The sequence below is a fragment of the Megalodesulfovibrio gigas DSM 1382 = ATCC 19364 genome, assembly GCF_000468495.1.
GTDB lineage: Bacteria > Desulfobacterota > Desulfovibrionia > Desulfovibrionales > Desulfovibrionaceae > Megalodesulfovibrio > Megalodesulfovibrio gigas.
In genome coordinates this window covers 3,060,542-3,080,446 of the sequence record NC_022444.1, presented here as the reverse complement: position 1 = coordinate 3,080,446, position 19,905 = coordinate 3,060,542, and the positions used below count along the sequence as shown (strand labels likewise).

The 19,905-nt window shown below is 65.6% G+C and carries 20 protein-coding genes; 13 read left to right on the top strand and 7 right to left on the bottom strand.

All coding sequences use genetic code 11. From position 1 onward, the window contains the following. Positions 1 to 39 precede the first annotated feature (39 nt). The 5 genes from DGI_RS13555 (at position 40) to DGI_RS18515 (ending at position 4,103) form a co-directional block, all read left to right on the top strand. Complete coding sequence (locus tag DGI_RS13555; protein WP_021761707.1) at positions 40 to 1,149, top strand: sensor histidine kinase; 1,110 nt, start codon at positions 40 to 42, stop codon at positions 1,147 to 1,149. Between the two features lie 26 nt (positions 1,150 to 1,175). Next, positions 1,176 to 1,532: a hypothetical protein gene (locus tag DGI_RS13550; RefSeq protein WP_021761706.1), complete on the top strand. Its 357-nt coding sequence runs from the start codon at positions 1,176 to 1,178 to the stop codon at positions 1,530 to 1,532. 125 nt (positions 1,533 to 1,657) lie between these two features. Next, complete coding sequence (locus DGI_RS13545; protein WP_021761705.1) at positions 1,658 to 2,113, top strand: hypothetical protein; 456 nt, start codon at positions 1,658 to 1,660, stop codon at positions 2,111 to 2,113. Positions 2,114 to 2,398: 285 nt separating this feature from the next. Continuing rightward, on the top strand, positions 2,399 to 3,007 hold the full coding sequence (locus DGI_RS13540; protein WP_021761704.1) for a hypothetical protein: 609 nt from the start codon (positions 2,399 to 2,401) through the stop codon (positions 3,005 to 3,007). Between the two features lie 382 nt (positions 3,008 to 3,389). Beyond that, a complete protein-coding gene (locus tag DGI_RS18515; RefSeq protein ID WP_144284198.1) occupies positions 3,390 to 4,103 on the top strand; it encodes a hypothetical protein in 714 nt (237 codons plus the stop codon). Here the strand turns inward: DGI_RS18515 and DGI_RS13535 are convergent. Next, positions 3,984 to 4,739: a PP2C family protein-serine/threonine phosphatase gene (locus tag DGI_RS13535; protein WP_021761702.1), complete on the bottom strand. Its 756-nt coding sequence runs from the start codon at positions 4,737 to 4,739 to the stop codon at positions 3,984 to 3,986. The genes DGI_RS18515 and DGI_RS13535 overlap by 120 nt on opposite strands. Before the next feature lie 148 nt (positions 4,740 to 4,887). Here DGI_RS13535 and DGI_RS17450 point away from each other — a divergent pair, with 148 nt between their 5' ends. From DGI_RS17450 to DGI_RS13505, 6 genes are all read left to right on the top strand, one after another. Continuing rightward, positions 4,888 to 6,918 carry a SpoIIE family protein phosphatase gene (locus DGI_RS17450; protein ID WP_021761701.1) on the top strand — a complete coding sequence of 677 codons (2,031 nt, stop codon included), beginning with the start codon at positions 4,888 to 4,890 and terminating at the stop codon, positions 6,916 to 6,918. Positions 6,919 to 6,928: 10 nt separating this feature from the next. Next, entirely contained in the window at positions 6,929 to 7,975 is a 1,047-nt protein-coding gene (locus DGI_RS13525) for an alanine racemase (protein WP_021761700.1), read from the top strand. Between the two features lie 77 nt (positions 7,976 to 8,052). Further along, on the top strand, positions 8,053 to 9,258 hold the full coding sequence (locus DGI_RS13520) for an ABC transporter substrate-binding protein (protein WP_021761699.1): 1,206 nt from the start codon (positions 8,053 to 8,055) through the stop codon (positions 9,256 to 9,258). Between the two features lie 64 nt (positions 9,259 to 9,322). Beyond that, positions 9,323 to 10,546, top strand: a complete 1,224-nt coding sequence (locus DGI_RS13515) for a glycosyltransferase family 39 protein (RefSeq protein ID WP_158407334.1) — start codon at positions 9,323 to 9,325, stop codon at positions 10,544 to 10,546. A 10-nt stretch (positions 10,547 to 10,556) separates the two neighbouring features. After that, a complete protein-coding gene (locus DGI_RS13510) occupies positions 10,557 to 11,759 on the top strand; it encodes a mannosyltransferase family protein (protein WP_021761697.1) in 1,203 nt (400 codons plus the stop codon). 9 nt (positions 11,760 to 11,768) lie between these two features. Then, positions 11,769 to 12,941 carry a glycosyltransferase family 2 protein gene (locus DGI_RS13505; protein ID WP_021761696.1) on the top strand — a complete coding sequence of 391 codons (1,173 nt, stop codon included), beginning with the start codon at positions 11,769 to 11,771 and terminating at the stop codon, positions 12,939 to 12,941. Here DGI_RS13505 and DGI_RS13500 read toward each other — a convergent pair. Then, positions 12,889 to 14,403 carry a hypothetical protein gene (locus tag DGI_RS13500; RefSeq protein ID WP_021761695.1) on the bottom strand — a complete coding sequence of 505 codons (1,515 nt, stop codon included), beginning with the start codon at positions 14,401 to 14,403 and terminating at the stop codon, positions 12,889 to 12,891. The genes DGI_RS13505 and DGI_RS13500 overlap by 53 nt on opposite strands. After that, positions 14,400 to 16,844 (bottom strand): MFS transporter, encoded by a 2,445-nt coding sequence (locus tag DGI_RS13495; protein WP_021761694.1) that lies wholly within the window; start codon positions 16,842 to 16,844, stop codon positions 14,400 to 14,402. Before DGI_RS13495 ends, DGI_RS13500 begins: the two co-directional genes overlap by 4 nt. 124 nt (positions 16,845 to 16,968) lie before the next feature. On the opposite strand from DGI_RS13495, the gene DGI_RS18830 reads away from it, so the two are divergent. Continuing rightward, positions 16,969 to 17,391 carry an ATP-binding protein gene (locus tag DGI_RS18830; RefSeq protein WP_021761693.1) on the top strand — a complete coding sequence of 141 codons (423 nt, stop codon included), beginning with the start codon at positions 16,969 to 16,971 and terminating at the stop codon, positions 17,389 to 17,391. A gap of 36 nt (positions 17,392 to 17,427) precedes the next feature. On the opposite strand, the gene DGI_RS13485 is transcribed toward DGI_RS18830, so the two are convergent. From DGI_RS13485 to DGI_RS13475, 4 genes are all read right to left on the bottom strand, one after another. Then, positions 17,428 to 17,811 carry a hypothetical protein gene (locus DGI_RS13485; protein ID WP_021761692.1) on the bottom strand — a complete coding sequence of 128 codons (384 nt, stop codon included), beginning with the start codon at positions 17,809 to 17,811 and terminating at the stop codon, positions 17,428 to 17,430. Beyond that, positions 17,808 to 18,032 carry a hypothetical protein gene (locus tag DGI_RS13480; RefSeq protein WP_021761690.1) on the bottom strand — a complete coding sequence of 75 codons (225 nt, stop codon included), beginning with the start codon at positions 18,030 to 18,032 and terminating at the stop codon, positions 17,808 to 17,810. Before DGI_RS13480 ends, DGI_RS13485 begins: the two co-directional genes overlap by 4 nt. 126 nt (positions 18,033 to 18,158) lie before the next feature. Continuing rightward, complete coding sequence (locus DGI_RS19450; protein WP_268741843.1) at positions 18,159 to 18,284, bottom strand: hypothetical protein; 126 nt, start codon at positions 18,282 to 18,284, stop codon at positions 18,159 to 18,161. A 536-nt stretch (positions 18,285 to 18,820) separates the two neighbouring features. Beyond that, positions 18,821 to 19,588 carry a S24 family peptidase gene (locus tag DGI_RS13475; protein WP_021761688.1) on the bottom strand — a complete coding sequence of 256 codons (768 nt, stop codon included), beginning with the start codon at positions 19,586 to 19,588 and terminating at the stop codon, positions 18,821 to 18,823. A 102-nt stretch (positions 19,589 to 19,690) separates the two neighbouring features. Here DGI_RS13475 and DGI_RS13470 point away from each other — a divergent pair, with 102 nt between their 5' ends. Continuing rightward, positions 19,691 to 19,897 carry a helix-turn-helix domain-containing protein gene (locus DGI_RS13470; protein ID WP_034606992.1) on the top strand — a complete coding sequence of 69 codons (207 nt, stop codon included), beginning with the start codon at positions 19,691 to 19,693 and terminating at the stop codon, positions 19,895 to 19,897. The last annotated feature ends 8 nt before the right edge of the window (positions 19,898 to 19,905 follow it).

The window sequence follows — 19,905 nt, the reverse complement described above, 5'->3', positions numbered from 1 at the left end:
CAATCGAACGCGCAGACTGACCGGCAGAGGAGGGCGCGGGTGGCCATCGATCACATCTTCGTGGACAACATCCTTGAAAGCATGCCCCAGGGCTGCATGGTGATCAATGCCGCCGGCGAGGTGGTGTTCGTCAATGCCGCCATCACTGCCGTGCTGGGGTTCTCGCGCGAGGAACTCACCGGCGGCGGCTGGGGTGAGCGCTTCTTTTCCCGCGAGGAAAACTACGAATTCAATCAGATCCTGGTGGACGTGATCAACCAGGAGCCCATTCACCTGCGCCGGGAAACGCCCTATTCCTTCCCCGGAGAGGATGCCCCGCGGCGTCTGGCCGTCACGTCCTCCTTTTTGCGCGATCAGGGGGCCGTGGCCGGCATCGTGCTGCTGGTGGAGGATGTCACGGAGCTGCACCTCCGGCAGGCGCGGGAAAAGGCCCTGTTTGAGCATGTGCATGCCCTGCAGCAGGAGCGCTCGGAGAGTCTGCGCCGCCTGGCGCTTTCCGTGGCGCATCAGGTTCGCAATCCGGCCATGACCATCGGCGGCTTCGCCTCGCTGCTGCTCAGGGGCGTGCGCCTGCCCGAGCAGGCCCGGCAGAAGCTGGACATCATCCGCGAGGAGGCCGTCAAGCTGGAGCGCACGGTCAAGGCCGTGGCGGAGTATGCCTCCCTGCCGCAGTTGGAGCGGCAGGCGGTGTCCGTGTCCGAGCTGGTGCAGGCGGTGTCCGAGGAGGCCCGCTGCCAGTATTGTTCCGTGACGGCAGACATGCAGTGCAGTGTCCATTGTTTGCCGGGACCGCTGATGGTGGACCCGGTGCAGGTGCGCCGGGCCTTGCGCGCCGTTTACGTCAATGCCCTGGAGGCCGCCGTGGATGGCCGGGTGCGCGTGGAAACGGACGTGCAGCCCGGCCCGCAGGGCGTGGCCGTGCGCATCAAGGACGACGGCTGCGGCATCTCCCCCAAGGACATGCCGTTCATTTTCGATCCCTTTTTCACCACCAAACCCGGCAATGTGGGCATGGGACTGTGCGAGACACGGCTGATCATGCTGGAGCACCACGGCGAAGTGACCGTGGAAAGCAAGCCCGGTGCCGGGGCCACGGTGACGCTTCGGTTCCCCTGCACGCCAGACGGGCAGGAGTCGCCACCGGCTTGACCGCTGACACGCCTTGCGGAGGGGCAATGGCATATTCACTCGCCATCTTCATGACTATGGTATTGATCACGCCCGTTGCGGCGGCAGCCCAGGGCAATGTGCTGACCATCTGGGAGAACGAGAACGCCACCACGGGCCAGGAACTGGCCGTGCCCCGGGAGGATCCTGCCAGAAGCTACCCGGCCATGCGCGAGGTGGAACGGGGCCGGCTGGAATCGGGCATCGTCAAGGTCCAGCGTGCACTAGAGGCGGCGCAGCACTCCCCAAGGCGGGAAGAGCTGCTGATTTTTTTGGAAGAGCTGGAGCGCCGCCTGCAGCTATTGAACAAAAATCCAAATAAATACTTTGCGTTGTACCCATATTCCCCCCCGGAGAACAAATGACGCCCAGGCCTCAAGTTTTTCCTGGGATGGCCGAAGAAGCAGATGTCCAGCCCGCAATCGCATGGACGCGGATGCACCCGGCGCACGCGCCGGAAGGGGGACGTCTCAGAACCAGGGAGGGAGATATGGGATCCGTCATCGAACTGCAGGCCTTCAAGAACGCCCGCACCCACGCCATACAGGAAGCACACCTTGCCAATCTGCGCGCCGCGCCCTCGGGCGAAACCGGCGTGACGGACAAGGATATCTGGACGCTGGATTACACCAGCCTTGCCGGGATGGTCCGCGGCGTGGCCAATGTGCGCCGCATCCTGGACGTGCATCTGCACTTCAATGAAGAATGGAAATTTCATCTGCTGGACGTGCTGGAAAGCCTGACCGCCGCGCATCTGGGCAATGAGGGCCGGGCCGTGCGGCCGGTATCCGACGCCGTGGCGTCCTGCAAGGGCAGCCTGTCGGAAGACCTGACCGTGGCCAACCGGGGCGACCTGCTGCGGGCCATGGTGATTCTGGACCTGCTGGACGCCGGCGCACAACAGGCGGCCCAGGCCGTCTCCCACGTGCTGGATCCGCGGCACTGAGCCTGGGCGCTCACTGCGCCAAATCGATATATATTTGAGTACGCCGCCGGTGGGGACCTCCCTGCCGGCGGCGTAAATTTTTTGTAATGTTTAGAGGTGTCGCTTATCATATTGATTATAAAAACAATCAATATGGCGCGGCATAATGTGTCAAGATATTTAGCTTGACATATTTCGGGGGTCGTTCAAGGTCGTAAAAAAGGAGGATGCCCCCATTTTTGGAGGATGGCCGTTATTGGATGCGTGTGATGGTATCTCTTGAGCCTTTTACCTGCGGAGGTCAAGATGTGTACGTCGAACGGATCAAATGGCGATGGCCCGGACAGTGACAAACGATTTACAAAAATTACCACCAACATTTTGGTATTGCTGGCGGCGCTAACTTTTCTCTTCACTGTGCCCGGCGGGATTGCGGCTGTACAGCCGGCCTGGGCGGCGCTGGTTGAACTCAAGGTCTACATCGTAACACGTCTTTTCCAGGCAGAGCTGCCGCAGCCCGCGAAGGATGAGTTGGGCATCCTCGAAAAACGAATTGAGCGCAGCGGAAAGCGTATGCTGCAGCGCGGTGCAGCGATTGCCCCAAAGGCCTTGCTCTCCGAAAAAACCGTGCACCAGGATGCCGATCAGGTCATTGCCTGGAAGGTTCGGTCAGATCTGAGCGACAAACTTGTGTGTCAGGCATTGGCGCTGCGCTTGAAAGAGCTGAACGCCAGTGTTGAGGCGCGGCACCCCAGCCGTGGCAAACACGCGACATACGACGACCTGCTTGCCGACCTGTTTACGGAGCAGGACCGCCTTGACCAGTATACCATGGCAGTACTCATCGTCACGCTGCAAAAACTCGATGCTCCTCAGGAACTGTATGCCGAATACCAACGCAGGCATTTTGTTTAGGATCCTGGCGTGCTGTTTGGCATGCTTGCTGGCGGTGGGGTGTGCGACGTCCACCCCGCCGCCCCCTGTTGCCCAATACCCTGAGTCTGGCCAGCCTTCCGAACCAGTGCCGCCGCATGCCGGGCCGTTTCGCCCCTGGTTGCAACGCGCTCCGTTCGCACCGCCGTTGCTGCCTCCCCATGCAGGGCCTCCGCCCGGCTATGGACCTCCTCCCGGCTGCGGGCCTCTGCCCGGGCATCGGTTCCCACCGGGCTTTAGGCCGCCTCTTGGCCGCTTTATGGGGGATGGGCCTGGCTGGGGGCCTCCCATGCAGCCGGGGCCGTGGGGTGGACGGCCTCCTTTTGCCCCTGGGCATGCTCCCCCTGGGTCGCCGGAACAGTCGGTGCCGAGTGCCGGGGCGGCACCGTCCGGCGAGGGTAGTGAGCCGGCGGCTCCGCCCGGCGAGGCTGGCGCTCCGCCGCCGCAGCCCCAAGGCGCCATGGGGGATGCCAGGCTGCTTGCGTGCCAGAATGGTGCCGTCCGTCTGTCCCTGGCCCTGGATGGCTGCCTGCAGCGCAAGGACAGCAGCGGGCTGCACGCAGTGGTGCAGCAATGTGATGCGTTGCTGGGGGAGTATTCAACGTGCATGTTTCGCCATCAGATTCTGATGACGCAAGCGTACACGCATGTGCTCCTGGGGGAGGTCAGCTCTGCGCACGAAGTGTTTGCGCAGTTCGACCGGGAAGCCGCCGAAAAGTGGCAGGATTATCCCAATATTAAGCCAATTTACGATGCCTTGAACACATGCGGCACGGATCATGAGGCGCTCCGCCTGTTCGGCATCGCCTTGTTCCATCTCCTGACCGGGAATCAGAAAAATCTTGCCGTCAAGATTGCCCAGGGACGGGACAGGGCCACGTGTCAGGCGGTGCTGCGATTGTATGACGAGCTGGAAAAGGGGCGCAAGGAGTGGTCCGCAGACCGGGAATTCCGACAGCTACCCCTGCACGCAGGCCAGCGCCACGGTGATGTTGTCCCGGCCGCCTTGGCGCAGGGCGGCCTGCACCAGGGCCAGGGCGGTTTCTTCCAGGTCTGGTTCGCGGGGGGAGGCCGGTAGGGCGTCCAGGATGGCGGCTATGCTTTCTTCGGGGGTCTGGTCGTGCAGGCCGTCGGAGCAGAGCAGGAGCACGTCCCGCGGTCGGCAGGCAAAACTGCCCATATCCGGCTTGAATTGCGGGCAGCCCAGGCACTGATCCAGCCGGTTGCGCATGGGGTGCTGGGCTGCCTCGGCCGGGGCCATGGAGCCGCTGTCCAGCAGCGGCTGCAGAAAACGGTGGTCCCGGGTGACGCGCCGCAGCCTGTGGTTGCGGAACAGATAGAGTCTGGAGTCTCCCACGTGCAGCCAGTGGGCGGTGTCGTTGCACAGGGCCGCCACGGTAAAGGTGGCGCCCATGCCCTCCAGCCCCTGGATGCTGCGGCCCATGCGCAGCAGGGCGGCATTGGCCTGCGTGGCCCACGACGCCAGGATCCGGGTGGTATCCCCTTCGCACAGGGCCGAGAAATCCAGCAGCTCCAGCTCGTCCATGGCGGTCTGGGCGGCCAGGCCTCCGGCTGCCTCGCCGCCCATGCCGTCGGCCACGGCCACAAGCCGCCATGGACCATTGTCCAGGCTTGCCGGATGGATGGCGAACCGGTCCTGGTTCTCCAGGCGTTTGAGGCCCACATGGCTGAGGGCGGCGGCAATGATGCGCACGAAGCAAACCTCGCGGTTGAAGACGCCGCGATTGTTGCACGGCTGGCAGGCATCTTACGGGCAAATCGTTGGCGCTGTAAAGGGATGCCCCGCCCGGCCCGTGTTTTTTCATTGCGAATCCCTGTCGAAATCGGCTATATTACGCGGCATGTTCTCCTCCATCGGTGCTAAAATTTTTGCCCTTGTGGCGCTCATCCTGGCCTTGGTGGCCGGGGGGGTCATTGTGCTTGTGGAGCAGGACGTGAGCGAGGCCATGCTTGCCGCGGAAGATCGCTCCATGGACAACGTCCTGAACCTGGTGGAGCTGACCATCGCCGGCCGCTACAACGGCTTGGTGCGGGACAAGGTGGCCGCCACCAACGCCTACAAGGAACGCCTGACCACGTTGACCAGCGTCATCGTGGCGGGGCTTCGGCAGTTTCAGAAGCTGGAGACGCCGGACGCCCAGAAGGCCGCCATGGCCTGGATTGCCGAGCTGCACCAGGGCAACGACTCCTATGTGGTGATCATCGACGCGCAGGATCGCATCCTGATTCATCCCGACAAAACCCTTGAGGGTCAGCCCCAGGATGCCCTGCGGGACATCAAGGGTCGGCTGCTGCTCCGCGCCATGCGCGAGGAGACCCGCCGCTACGGCCAGGCCTTTGCCACTTGGCGGTGGCCGTCGCGCACCGGCGGGGAGGATTCCCGGCGTTTCGGCCTGTTCGTGCCCTTCGATGCCTGGGGCTGGCTGATCTGCATCACCGTGGATGTGGGGCTGGCCGAGGACGCCATGGAACGGCGGCTGGCGGAGACTGTGGAAACCCTGCGCGAGCACATGCCGCGCATCCGGTTTGCCCAGTCGGGCTTTGTCTTCATGTTTGATGGCGCCGGCAAGATTGTGGTGCCGCCGCGCAACCAGACGGCCGATTTTGCCGCTGCCGTCAATCTGCAGACGGGCCGGCCCTTGCTGGAGGATCTGCAGGCCCATGCGCGGGGCGACCGTCACGAGCGGGTGCAGTTTGCCGTGCAGCAGCCCGATGGCCCGGGGCCGCTCATGCAGGCGGACGTCAGTTGGTTCAAGGCCCTGGACTGGCACATTGCCGTCTGCGCGCCCCTGGCGGAGATCCATGCCCCCTCGCGGGCGCTCATCCGGCAGATTTCCCTGGTGGTGCTGGGGATTTTTGTGGTCAGCGTGCTGCTGACGCGGGCCATCATCCGCCGCGTGGCCCGGCCCCTCAGGGATTTGGCCGGCTATGCCGCCGCCCTGCCGGAACAGGACCTCACCGTGCCGCGGGAGGGAGAGTTTCCCCTTGCGGCGCTGGCGGCCAAGAAAGGATTCTCCCGGGACGAGGTGGCCCATCTGGCCGCGGCCTTTGTCTCCATGGAAGGTTCCCTGCGTCAGCGGGTGCAGGAGCTCATGCAGCTGACGGCCTCCAAGGAGCGCATCGAAAGCGAGTTGGGCATTGCCCGGGAAATCCAGCTGGGGCTGCTGCCCAAGATTTTCCCGCCTTTCCCGAACCGCGAGGAGCTGGACCTGAATGCCCTCCTCGTGTCTGCGCGGGAGGTGGGCGGTGATTTGTATGACTTTGCCCTGCTGGACGAGCGCCGGCTGTTTTTCAGCATCGGGGATGTTTCCGGCAAGGGCGTGCCGGCGGCGCTGTTCATGGCCATCGCCAAGACTCTGGTCAAGGGGGCGGCCGAGCGCCGCAGCGACCCGGCCAGGATGATGGCCCAGGTCAACGCGCAGCTCTCCCAGGACAACCCCAACTGCATGTTCGTCACCCTGGTCATCGGTATTCTGGATCTGCAGACTGGGGAAATCCAGCTGGCCAATGCCGGGCATAACCCGCCGGTGATCATGGACGCCCAGGGCGTGCGCTACCTGCCCTGGCAGGGCAGCCCGGTGGCCGGCTTCATGGAAGATGTGGTCTACACCGGCTTCTCCGTCACCCTGGCCCCGGGCGACATGCTGCTGCTCTACACCGACGGCGTGACCGAAGCCATGAACAATGCCCTGCAACTCTACGGCGAAGACAGGCTGCTGACCACCCTGCGCGAGGCCGCGCCCGAGTCGGCCAAGGCTGCCACCGATGCCGTGCGCGATTCGGTGACGCACTTTGCCGACGGGGCCGAGCAAAGCGACGACATTACCATGCTCTGCCTGCGGTGGAAGGGCAGCACTCCTCATTCCTCCTGAAAGGTGGCGCATGGCGCGGATTGTGGCGGACCTGCAGCTTCTGCGTGGCAACGTGCGCGCCCTGGCGGCCCGTTGTCAGGGGCTGGGCCTCCGGTTGCTGCCGGTGCTCAAGGGCGTGGATGCCTGGTTGCCCCTGGCCGCCATCTGCCATGAGGAAGGCGCAGGGCCGGTGGCTGTCTCTTCCGTGGCCCAGGCCGCCCGACTGGCCGCCGCCGGGTTGCCCCGGCCGGTGATGCTCGGATTGCCGCCGCTGTCCCAGGTCCGAGACGTGGCCGCGTTGTGTTGCCGCAGCGTGGTCAGCAGCCTGGAGGTTGCCCGGGCCCTGGCTGCCCAGGCCCAGGCCCTGCGGCAATCCCACCGCGTACTGGTGATGATGGATTTGGGCGACGGCCGCGAGGGCTGCCGGCCGGACGAAGTCCCGGCCCTGGCCCATGCCGTGCGGCAGATGGCCCACCCCTGGTTCGGTCTGGATGGCGTGGCCGCCAATTTCGGCTGTCTGGTGGAAGCGCCGCCCTCGGCGCGGAGCATGGACGACCTGGAAAAGGTGGTCTGCGAGGTGGGCCGCCAGACGGGCGAGGCCGGGGAGGTCTCCCTGGGCGGGTCGGTGCTGCTGCCCTGGCTGGCGCGGCATGCGCTGCCGGCCTGCGTCACGGAGTTGCGCATCGGTTATGCCCTGCTGCTGGGGCACTTCATGGGCCAGGAGTGCGGGGTGGACGGCCTGCGGCGGGATGCCTTCCTGCTGGCTGCCGAGGTGCTGGAGTCCGGGGACAAGAGGACGGACACCGAGGGCTTGCGGCGGCGGATTATCCTGGATGTCGGCGTGCTGGAGGTCTCGCCCTCCCGGCAGACGCCGCTGGAGCAGGGGATGCGTCTGGTGGGCGCATCGTCGGATTATCTGGTGCTCGATGTGCACGAGTGCGCCCGCCGGTTTGGTACGGGCGACGAGGTGTTCTTTCGGCCGGAATACGAGTCCCTGGCCCGGGCGTTCCATTCCTGTTCTGTAAAGAAACCGTATAATGTGGCCCCGCACTGCGCCGACGGCCTGCACTGCTCTTGACGTGGCGCGGGGAGCGTCTATGCTGGGGCGAATCCATGCTGCACCCAGAAGACGCTTTCCGAGCGAGGAACCCGAGCATGCCCTGCCTTCGCCTTTTGTGCTTCGCCCTGCTGTGCTGCCTGGCCTTGCTGCCGGCGACGCCCCTTTGCGCCCAGGACGAGCCTGCCGCCGTGCCGTCCCTGCTGGCCATGGCTCCCGCCAAAAAGGCGGACGGCTCGCGCTTTCGCCTCGGCTATTTCGAAGGCGGCCCCTATGCCCATTATCCGGCCACCCTCAAGGCCACGGTGCAGGGGCTGGTGGAGCTGGGCTGGTGTCAGCCCCTGGAGTTTCCGCCCGTGCAGGATCTCGAAGACGCCCGCTCAATCTGGGCCTTTCTGGCGGCCAATGCGCGCAGCGAATACATCGAATTCGTGGCCGACGCCTTTTACGGCGGCGACTGGAACGAGAGCATCCCCCGCGAGACCGTCAAGCAGGACGTGCTGGGCCGGCTGACCCAAAAACATGACCTCGATCTGATCTTCGCCATGGGCACCTGGGCCGGGCAGGACCTGGCCAACGCTGCGCACACCACGCCCACCCTGGTGATGAGCGCCAGCGATCCCGTGGGAGCCAAGATCATCCCCAGCGCCGACGATTCCGGCCTGGATCACCTGAATGCCCGGGTGGATCCCACGCGCTACCAGCGTCAGGTGCGGCTGTTCCACGACATCATCGGCTTCAAGAAACTTGGCCTGGTGTATGAAGACACCGTGGCCGGCCGCTCCTACGCCGCCCTGGACGACGTGACGCTCGTGGCCCAGGAGCGCGGCATTGTGCTGGTGACCTGCACCGCGGAATTGGAGTCTGTGAACTCCGGCCAGGCCGCGCGCAACCTCAAGGCCTGTCACGAAGAGCTGGCCCCCAAGGTGGACGCCGTGTACCTGACGGAAAATGCCGGCATGCAGCTGCACCGCCTGCCCGTGATCCTGGAGCCGCTGAACAAGGCGCGCATCCCGACCTTCTCCCAGTCCGGCAGCGAGGAAGTGCGCCACGGCGTGCTGCTCTCCATCGCCCAGGCCGGCTTCCGGTATGTGGGCGAATTCCACGCCAGGACCATCGTCCAGGTGCTGCGCGGCGCATCGCCCCGCAGCCTGCCCCAGCGCTTCGAGGAACCGCCCAAGATCGCCATCAACCTCAAGGCTGCGGAGGTGGTGGGGTTTGATCCGCCGGTGGACATCCTCATGGCTGCAGACGAAATCTACGAAGCCATTGCTGTCGCGCCGGACCCCAACGCCGCCAATTGACCGCATCCTTGTCGCAACCGCATCTGGTTGCTCTCTGTCGCGATGTTCTGCCATGAGGCCGCGCATGAATACTCCTGTGTCGAAGCATCCTGACGGCGCATTGTCGCCGTCGTCTTCTCCCTGGCTGGACAGGACCCTGGACACCCTGGAGCGCTGGCTGCAGCATCCCGTGGTCTGGGTGGTGCTGTGCTTTGTGCTTTCGCGTCTGGTGCTGGAGGGCATCGGCCTGGCCTCTCGGGACGGGTACAAGGATCTCATCGACAAGATCTACCAGTGGTTCCTGGTCAAGCAGGTCTGGCTGGACATCTGGGCCGCCTGGGACAGCGGCTGGTATGTGGGCCTTGTGCAGCACGGCTACGACCGCTTTCTCATCGAGACCCTGCCCGACGGCTCCCCCCGGCAGCTGAATCTGGCCTTCTTTCCGCTGTATCCGCTGCTGGTGTGGCTGCTCAAACAGGTGACGGGGCACACCGTGGCCTCGGGCGTCATCATCGCCAATGCCTGTCTGCTGGGGGCCATGTGGCTGCTGTATGTGTACGGTCGGGAACGCTGGGACGATGCCCAGGCCCGCCGGGCGGTGCTGCTGCTGGCGTGTTATCCCAATACCTTCATTTTTTCGGCCATGTACACCGAGTCCCTGTTCCTGCTGCTTCTGCTGGCCTGCATGCTGGCTGCCTCGCGCGGGAAGTGGATGTGGGCCGGGGTGTTCGCGGCGCTGCTCTCGGCCACGCGGGTGCCGGGGGTGTCCATCGGGTTGGCGTTGTTGTGGATGTGGATTGTGCAGAAGCGGGCCGGCAAGGTTGGCTGGGGGCAGTTCGGCTGGCTGTTCCTGGTGCCCATGGGGCTGGTGGGATTCTGCGTGTACCTGTATTTTCACGCCGGGGATGCCCTGGCGTTCCTGAAGATCCAGCAGCAGTTCAGCCGGGTGTCGCAGACGCCGCCGGAAGCTGTCTGGAAAAGCCTGATGCAGGGCGGCACGGACGACATCTACTTCACCATCTATTACCTGGGCTCCCTGTGCCTGGCCGGGGTGCTGGTCTGGTTGCGCCGTGTGGACGAACTGCTGCTGAGCCTGCCGCTCATGCTGCTGCCGCTGTTTTCCGGGGAGGCCGCCACGCCCCTGGTGGCCATTCCGCGATACCTGCTGGTGGTGTTTCCCCTGTATGGCGTACTGGGCTGGCTGGGCAGCCGGCGGCCCCTGCTGTTCTGGTGTCTGGCGTTGTGCCTGGCCACCTGGAGCGGTCTGCTCATGGCTGCCTGGACCTCCAGCCTGAAATTTGTGATGTGAGGAAGGCCGGATGACTGCCGTATTTCCCTCTGCCGCGTCGGAATCGCAGGCCGGGCATTGGATGCGATCGCCCTGGATCTGGGTTCTGGGCTGCTTCCTTGTGTCCCGGCTCATCCTGCAGGCCGTCGGCATCATGGCCCGCTGGGGCTGGGAAGCGTTTATGCTGGATCATTTCCACTGGTTTTCCAGCGTTGCATCCTGGCTGGATGTCTGGTCTGCCTGGGATAGCGGCTGGTACTTCAACATCATCCAGCACGGCTACGATACCAGCGTGACCCACGTGAACCCCGATGGCACGCCCCGGCAGCTCAACTTCGCCTTTTTTCCCCTGTACCCGCTGCTGGTCTGGCTGTTGAGCAAGGCCACGGGCAACCCTTTGTTGGCCGGGGTGCTCCTCTCCAATGCGTGTTTTCTGGCGAGCCTGCGGCTGCTGTATGCTGTGGGGAAACCCCGATGGGGGGATGACGCGGCCCGGGCGGCGGTGGCCATCCTGTGCTTCATGCCGCATTCCTTCATCTTTTCGGCGGTGTACACGGAATCGCTGTTTCTGATGCTGCTGCTTGGGTGTGTGCTGGCGGCGGACAGACAGCAATGGTTCCTGGCCGGGGTGCTGGGGGCGTTTCTGGCCGCCACCCGGCTGGTGGGCATCACCGTGGGCCTGGGCCTGCTCTGGATTTTTCTGGAGCAACGCCGCGCTGCCGGGATCCTGGACTGGCGGCCGCGGCGTGCGGATTTGCGCGTGCTCTGGCTGGGGCTCATTCCCCTGGGCATTGTGGCCTTTGCCGTGTACCTGCATTTCCACGCCGGGGACGCCTTTGCATTCATGAAGGCCCAGCGCGGCTGGTACCGGGTGTGGCATTTCCCGCTGGTGGCCATCGGCAAGAGCCTGTATTTCGCCACGCCGGAGAATGTGTATCTGGCCATCGCCACCTGCCTGCATCTGGCCCTGGCGGCCTGTGTGGTGCTGCTCCGGCGTTGGGACGAAGTGCTCCTGGCTCTGCCGCTCATGCTGGTGCCGCTGCTCTCCGGTCCTGGAGATGTGCCCCTGGCCTCCATGCCGCGGTATTTTCTGGTGGTGTTTCCCCTGGTGGGGGTCATGGCGTACGTGTATCGCCGTGCACCCACCGTTGCCGGCCTGTGTTTTCTTCTCATGGCACTGTGGAACGGCTTTCTGATGACTGCCTGGGCCACGGGGCTGCACATCGTTATCTAGGATCAATCCATGCCTGCCTGCCATTGCGGCCACTCGCCGCGCCCCTCCATCTCCGTGGTGGCCCCGTGCTACAACGAGGCTTTGTGTCTGGAAGAGTTCTACTCCCGCATGCGCAAGAGCCTGCTGGATTGCGGGGCGGCGGATTACGAAATCGTCCTCGTCAATGACGGCTCCCGGGACGCCACCTGGGAGATCATTGCCGGCATCGCGGCCCGGGATCCCCAGGTCATCGGGGTGGATCTGTCCCGCAACCATGGCCACCAGCTGGCCGTGACCGCCGGTCTGGCCGTGTGCCGCGGCGAGTCTGTGCTGCTCATCGACGCCGACCTGCAGGACCCGCCCGAGCTGCTGGGCAAAATGCTGGAGGTGCTGGAGCAGGGATCGGACGTGGTCTACGGCCAGCGCGCCCGCCGCGACGGCGAAACCTGGCTCAAGAAGATGGAGGCCAAGGCCTTCTACCGCTTTTTGAACGCCATGACCGAGGCGCCCATCCCCCTGGATACGGGTGACTTCCGGCTCATGCGCCGCCGGGTGGTGGAGGTGCTCAAGGCCATGCCCGAGCGGCACCGCTTCATCCGCGGCATGGTCAGCTGGGTGGGCTTCACCCAGACGCCGGTGCTGTACAACCGCGATCCGCGCTATGCCGGGGAGACAAAATACACCCTGCGCAAGATGATTGCCTTCGCCACGGACGCCATCACCGGCTTTTCCATCCGGCCCCTGCGTTTCGCCAGCTACGGCGGCGCGGCGTTTTCCTGCCTGGGCTTCGCCCTGTTGCTGTACGTGTTCGCCAGCTACTTTTTCGGGTATGTGGTGCCGGGCTGGGCATCCATTCTGGGCGTGCTGCTGGTGCTGGGCAGTTGCCAGCTGCTGGTGCTGGGCATGGCCGGGGAGTACATCGGCCGCATTTACATGCAGGTGAAGGGCCGGCCGCTGTTCATCATCCGGCGCATCGTGGGGCCGGCGGAGCTGCAGGAAAGCGCCTCCACCCACGCCTTGCCCTGGACCTTCTCCTGCCTGCAGTGCGCCGAGCAACTGGAAGGCGGCACGTGCGACGTGCCCGCTCCCGAGGCCCTGGGGCAGACCACGGCAACACGGCACTCCCTGCGGCCCCGGCGTCCGGTGCGCATCAGAAAACGGCCGGAGCGGTCATCGTGCCGGACCGCAAGGCTCGGACGCTGAGGCCCGGCGCCCAGGCGGCGACGGCATGGTTGCACAGGATGTCCCGCCAGCCGGCGGGGCGTTCCTCCCTGGGCGCCACCTCGCCATAGGTCTGCACCAGTCCGGCGAGCACGGCCTGCCGCAGTGTCAGTCGGCCCATGGCCTGCAACTCCGTCCGCTGCAGTGGCCCTGTCGTCAGGGCGTCCATGGCGTGGGCCGGGGCGAGGATGCCGCCCGCCTGCACAAACAGCAGGTGCACCCCGGCCAGGAACCAGTCCCCGGCGATCCCTCCCACCTGTGCGGCCAGGCCCGGCTGTCCGGCCTCGCGTAAGGCCTGGGCCGTGCCGGCGACCATGCGGGCCAGGTATGCGGATTGATAGACTCCGCCCACGCAGGCCACGCCCCGGGCCAGGGCCAGGGCGGCGTAACTGGTGAACAGGGACGGCAGCAGCCGTCGTGTGGCCAGCCCTTCCAGCACCGCCGCCGGCTCCCAGGGCCAGACGACGGGTGTGCCATCGCGGCAGACGCCGGTCAGCCGCCAGCCCTCGGAGGTTGACTCCAGGCGCAGGGGGGTCTGGCGGCCTTTTGCGTCCGCTGCCCAGAAAAAGCAGGTGCCTGCGCCGGCCAGGTCGTCATGCCCCGGCGCGTCCTGACAGCGCATTCGGGCCAGCCGGTTCAGGCGGTCCAGATTCCAGCAGCCGGCGCAGCCGTCCAGGGCCGTGAGGAGTCGTTCCCGGATCCCCTCGTCCCACAACAAGCCCCACAGCAGCGAAGACGGCTGGACGAGATCGTGCGTCAGCAGCGCCGTCGTGACGGCTTCCAGCTCCAGGAATTCCAGGGGCGGAGCCTGCCCGTCTGCAAAGAGTCCAGTCCACAGCCGCCGATTCCAGCGGGCGGCCTGCTCCACAAACCGATTGCCGGGCAGGTCGTCCGCAAATGCTTCCAGCAGCGCCAGGGCGGGTGTTTTCTGGACCGGCAGCAGACGCAGATCCTCCCGCACGGCCCGGCAGGCCCGACGCAGATTCTCCTGGGTGACGGGCGGGGCAACGGCGGCCATGGTCTGCCGCAGCCGGGCGGGCAGCAGGGGCAGCCTGATGATGCGCGTCTCGTCCGTGTGCGGGGAAAAATTCGAGCAGAGCAGCCCGGCCGGAAAGGTGATGTTGTTCAGGGAGGGCAGCCCCGTGGCCAGCACGGGCACGGGCCTGGGGGTACCGGCGAGCAGATGCGGCAGGGAAAAGGCCAGGGTGGATTGCCAGGACTGGGCCAGGGTGTCCAGCCCGTGGTGATTGGCCGTGAGGGCCACGGGCGTCTGCCCCAGACAGGCCGGCAGGTCATGCCGCGATTGCACGGGCGGCGGCAGGGACGCGCCCAGCATCCGGACATGGTCCGTCAGCAGCCGGTCGCCGGCGGTCTCCAGCAGGGCGGCCAGACCCGGCAGACGCTGGAAAACCTGACGGCAGAGGTTCTCGGCGGAAGGGGTCATTGGGTCCGTCCAAGGTGTCTGGTCAGGAGCCAGAAGAGCAGGGTGGCGGCCAGCACCCCCAGCCCCACGAGTGCGACGCCATCGCCAAGCCCCAGCACCGCCACGGCCATGCCCAGGCACAGGGGCCCGAGCACCTGCCCCAGGCGCTCGATGGCGCTGGTGATGCTCAGGGCCGTGGCTTCGCCCAGGGCCCTGGTCTCGGCCAGATCCAAGGCAAAGGCGCTCTGGGCGGCAAAGGCGATGCTGGCGGACAGGCCCAGCATGGCCGTGGCTGCGGCTGCTGCGGCCATGCCGTCCAGCACGGCGTAGGCTCCCAGTCCCATGGCGGCCAGGATGCCGGCGGCGGTGATCCACACATGTCGGCGGGAGGATTGGTCGATGATCCGGGCCAGGGGCGGCGCAAGATAGATCAGGCAGACGCTGTAGAGCATGAGCACGCGGCCCACGTCGGACTGGCTGGCTCCGCCGCGCACCAGGGCCAGGGGCAGGAGGTAGTTCAGATAGCCGATGAGCCCCAGGGCCCCGGGCAGGATGGCGCAGCAGGCCAGGGCCAGCACGGCCCGGCTGCGCAGGAATCGCGGCAATGCGCCGGGTGTTCTGGTGACGGGGGCGACCGGGGTGCCGGGATGCCCTGCGGCGTGGGCGATGCCGGCCGCGGGGGTGGCATCCCGGAAGAGCAGGGGCAGGGCCAGGGCCAGGGCCAGCAGCAGCGCCGCGGCTATGAGGAAGATGGGCGCATACCCCACGCGTTCGGCCAGCATGGCCCCGGCAGCACCGCCACACAGGCTGCCGGCGTACACTCCGGCAAACAGCTGGGCCATGCCGCGGCCGCGTTCGTCCGGTCTGGTGGCCGCCACCACAAATCCCTGGGTGGCCATGATGCCCAGCCCGTACCCCAGACCGGTGATGCCCCGGGCGGCGATGAAGGTCAGGGCGTCCGGCGCCAGGGCCGAGAGCAGGGACCCCGCCGCCGCGCCGGCCAGGCCGAGCATGCACGGCAGCCGCCAGCCGATACGGTCGATCCAGGCTCCCGAAGCCAGCACCGTCAGGCCGGCGCAGCCCATTTCCGCGGAGATGGGCAACCCCAGGACCACATCCTTGGCCAGCCCGAAGATGGGCGTATACAGCACCTCCATCTGCAGGGGGATGAAGGACAGGCTGGTGTCCAGGGCAAAGAGAAAGAGGAAGGCCACAGGCCGGATGGCGCCATAGCCCACGGAGACCGGCGCGGGGGAAGTCGGCACGGACGATTCCGAAGGGCGAGTCCGCCGCGCGGCGTGCCCGCCGTTGCGCAATGCCAGCAGAATCGTTTCCACCAGAAACAGCAGGGCAATGATGCCCACGGTGGCGGTGTCCAGCACAATCTGCCGCGTGGCCTCGGCCAGATTGGCATGGGAAAGGCGCACCCGCACCAGGCCTGCCGGCTCGGATTGGCCCTGTACCGCGCGTTCCAGCGCAGTGTCGAACTGCAGGGACGGGTCGGCAGGGCTGTCGTCTGCTGCCGTGGCATTGCCGGCGGCCGTGGCGAGGTAGCGGACCTGGCCTGCCGTGTCCAGCACCGCCATGGATTCGATCTCCGCATCGCCGTCGATGAGCGCGCCCAGGCGGCGATCCAGCCCGAGCATGCGTTCCAGGGGCAGGCCTTTGTCCAGCAGGCGATTGATGTCCTGGGCGGCGGCGCCAGCCAGGGCCAGGGATTTGTCCTGCAGCACCTGGCGATGCAGCTGACGGAAGTCATGGATGGTCAATACCGAATAGCACAGCAACGCCAGCCCCGTGGACAGACAGCCGGCCAGCATGATGCGGCGATTGGGGTCGCCTGTCCGGGACCGGGCCGCCAGGGGCAGGGCCACGGCCAGGAGCACGCCTGCGCCGGCCAGGCAGTACAGCATGTGCGTCAGGGCGCTGCGCATGCCGGCATGGATGCGTTCCGTGAAGACGGCCTCGGGAATGCCCAGCACCAGCCGGCCGGCCAGGCTGCCGTCGGGGTTGCGCACGGGCAGCAGCAACTGGCGCATGCCGGCATGGGAGACGGCGGTGGCGTTGGCGTCCCAGTCCGGCCCGAGCACCGCGCCGAGGGATTGGCCTTCCAGCGTCTGGTCCAGGCTTTGGACGATGGCCCCCTCCGCATCGGCGATGGACAACCCGGCCAGGGCGGGCAGGCTCTGCCGGGCGGTTTTGATCCGCTCTTCCATGCCCACCAGCCCCACGCCGGACTGCAACGGCTTGCCGAAGCGCACCGCTGCTTCCAGGGCCTGCCGCAGGGCTGCGCCGGCGGCGTCTGCCTGGGACAGCACGGCCCGGCTCTGCAGCGTCTCCAGCCGGGACAGGGAAAGGCCGGCGGCAAAGGCCATGGCCAGGGCCAGCAGCACCAGCAGCATGGCGGCCAGCCGGCGCAGGGGCGCAGGACGTTCTGCCTTTGATAAAAGCGGCTTGCTCATGGACCTGCCTTGTCGTATTCATGGACGGGTCTTCCGGGAACGCGCAGGCCCGTACCGCGCCGCAACGTCAGGAGCCCGAGCGCCATCCGTTCCACTCTTTCCAGCAGCATACGAAAATTGTTTCATGTCCGCCAGTATTGAGCGCCCCGCGTCCCTCGACTGCATCGAGGAATTCAAGGCCTTCCTCAAAAGCGAGGCCGTGGCCGGCGGCGTGCCTGAAATCGAAATGGGCCGCGTGGCCCTGGCCCTGGAAGAGGTGCTGACCAACATCGTCTATTACGCCTACCCCAAGGCCGAAGGACGCATCAACCCCCGCCATACCATCCAGCTGGCCTGCAAAGCGAGTGATGGTCAACTGCTGATGCGCATTGTGGACAGGGGCAAGCCCTTCAATGTGCTGGCATCTTCCTCGGGCGGTCTGGACATGCTGGGCGGGGGCGGCATGGGCATCTACCTGGTGCGCAAGATCATGGACAAGGTGCAATACGAGCGCATCGGGGACTTCAACGTGCTGCGGCTGCTGTATAAAAGCAAGGCGGCCCGATAGCCGCCCTGCGATGGTCTTCTGCATGGAGCGCGCTGCTTATTCCGTCGGCCGCTCCTGTTCCTCCTTCACGCCTAGCTCCTCGGCCGCCTCGCGCTGCATATGCGAGCGCATGGCCAGGGGCAGGACCCGGTCCTCCAGGCCGAAATCTCCGGGATCGTAGCCCAGCTCCGCCGACAGCGCTTCCAGATGCTCCGGACAGTACAGCCGGTTGGCCGAGTGCCGGCCGCACAGGCGGCACGGCCAGGTGCGCCGCGGCGGGGGGATGTCGTCTATTTCTGGAGACTGGTCGGCCGCCTCTCCCAGAAACCGGCAGGCAGGGCACAACTCGCCGGCTCCGGGCAGTCGGGTCAGCCGATGTGGCATGATGTGGAAGATGGCGCGGCAACGACGGCAGGTGCGCGAGAGCGGCAGCGTGCTCATGCCGGTTCCTCCCCCAGGAGGGCCGGGTGCTGCGCAGTGTTCCCCGGCGTTTGGTCGTCGGGGCTGGCGGATTCCTGCAGGGCGGTGCGCACGGCGGCGCGGGCGTGGTCCCGGATTTCCTGCGCCTCCAGGGCCAGTTCCAGGGGCAGCCATCGGTCCCCCACACGGTGCAGCAGGGCGCCGGTGGCGTCGTCTCGTTGTAGGGTGGACGTGCGGGGCATCGCAAACTCCTTGCAAGACGGTTGCGCGCGCCAGCTGGCGCTGCGTGCTGCAGGAGATGTATCTATTTAGAGAAGAAAGTCAAGTGCGCTTTTCTCTAAAAAGATATATTGAATGCCTCCGAGCCATCACCGTGAAAACTCACGCAATCCTGCCACCTCATCCGGGCCTGGTGCAGCAGCCAGCAGGGTGGCGATGTCGTCCACCCGTCGGCCCATGAGCCCGGTGACGTAGGCCGCGCCTTCGGCCCGCACGGCCCTGCCTCCTTCTCCATGGCATCCGAATGAGTCCTCAAGAAATTGCAATGCCGCTGCCACGGCATAGAGTTCCGCTATGGGATCCTGCTGCATCTACGTCCCCTCCGCAGGGAAATTGGTGATTCGATGAAGGGCCTGCCGCAAACGCAGGCAGGCGGCAGGTGTTTCTATTAATTTATCAATATAGAATGTAATTTGTCAATTCTTGACGGACCGCTTCCGCGGCAGCCGCGCATACCTTCCTGCTGCCTTTGGATATTTTGCTGTCGTTGTGCATGGCGCGGGACGTCTGGGAGGGAAGAGGACTGCAGGGAGGCTGTGCACGGGGGGGAGCGCTGCAACAGGCGGGGGATGCGCATGGGGGAGGCGTTGCAGTGGCCGGAGCCGTCGGGGGCTGCAGGACGCTGCAGGAAGCGGGAGGCTAGAGCACGTTGTTTTTGAAAAGAGCTCTCGGGGAAGAACCTTTCTAAAGAAAGGTTNCTTTTGCAAAAGGTTTCCCCTTTCGCAATGTCCTTTTTCAAGAGTAAAATGTGCTACTTGCGGGTCATGTCGCTCCAGGCCCAGACCACGCGGCCCACCAGGGCCCGGCAGATCTCGCCGCCGTATTCGGCGTGGAAGTCATAGGTCCGGGGCGGGTGTTCCACGGCGTTGTCAGAGTAGAACACCACCCGCAGCCGTCGGTTCTGGTGCTCGAAAATGACGCGTTTGACAGCAAGGCCGTAGTCCGGGGCGGGGTCCTGCACCAGATAGATGTTGCCGGGGGGGTGGGGCTCGCGGTGAATGTCGTTGCGGTCCACCAGCAGGATGTCGCCGGGGTGGATGGTCGGGGCCATGGATGTCTGGGCCTTGCCCACCCGCACGGCCACCAGATTGGACTTGCCGCGGATGGCTTCCTGCCAGCGCCAGACGATGACCCAGTCCCGCACCGTGTGTTCCGGGATCAGCCCTGCGCCAGCCGCCACGGCCTGTTCCACCAGGGGGACGGCCAGGTAGTCTTCGCTGGGGGGGACGACCTTGGCACCCTCGGGCAGGCCGTCGTATTCCTTGATGCTGATTACCGTGGGCGACTCGAACCGCAGTTCCCGCGCCGTTTCCACCTTGTCTTCGGGGAATACGAGGGTGACGCCCAGGGCTTCCAGCCAGCCCAGAAAGTCCTGCGCGTTGGTGTTCTTCTGGCTATTTAGAACCTTGTATACCGTGGCCCGGGGCGCCCCGAGTTTTTGGGCCAAGGCGCCAGGACCGCCGATCTGGCGGGCATGGCGGGTCAACCAATCCAGGGCGCGAAGATAGAGGGAAGGCATGCCCTTGACATAGCACACATTGGGCAGGCTGGCGAGTCTATTTTTAGACTGGGGTTTGACATGTGATCTCTTATTAGATACCTCTTTTCCAGGAGGTGCCCCATGGCCAGACTTGTGCTTGCCGGCTTGGAGACCATGGCCCAGGAGTTGGGCTGTTCCAAAAAAACGCTGTATCGCTGGATCCGCGAGCGCGGGTTCCCGGCGTTCAAGATGGACGGCGCCTGGCGTGCCCTGCCCGGGGAGGTGGAAACCTGGCTCATGGAGCAGCGGGCGCAGCAGGAGGGGCAAGGGAAGCGGCTGCCGAAATGAGCCGGACG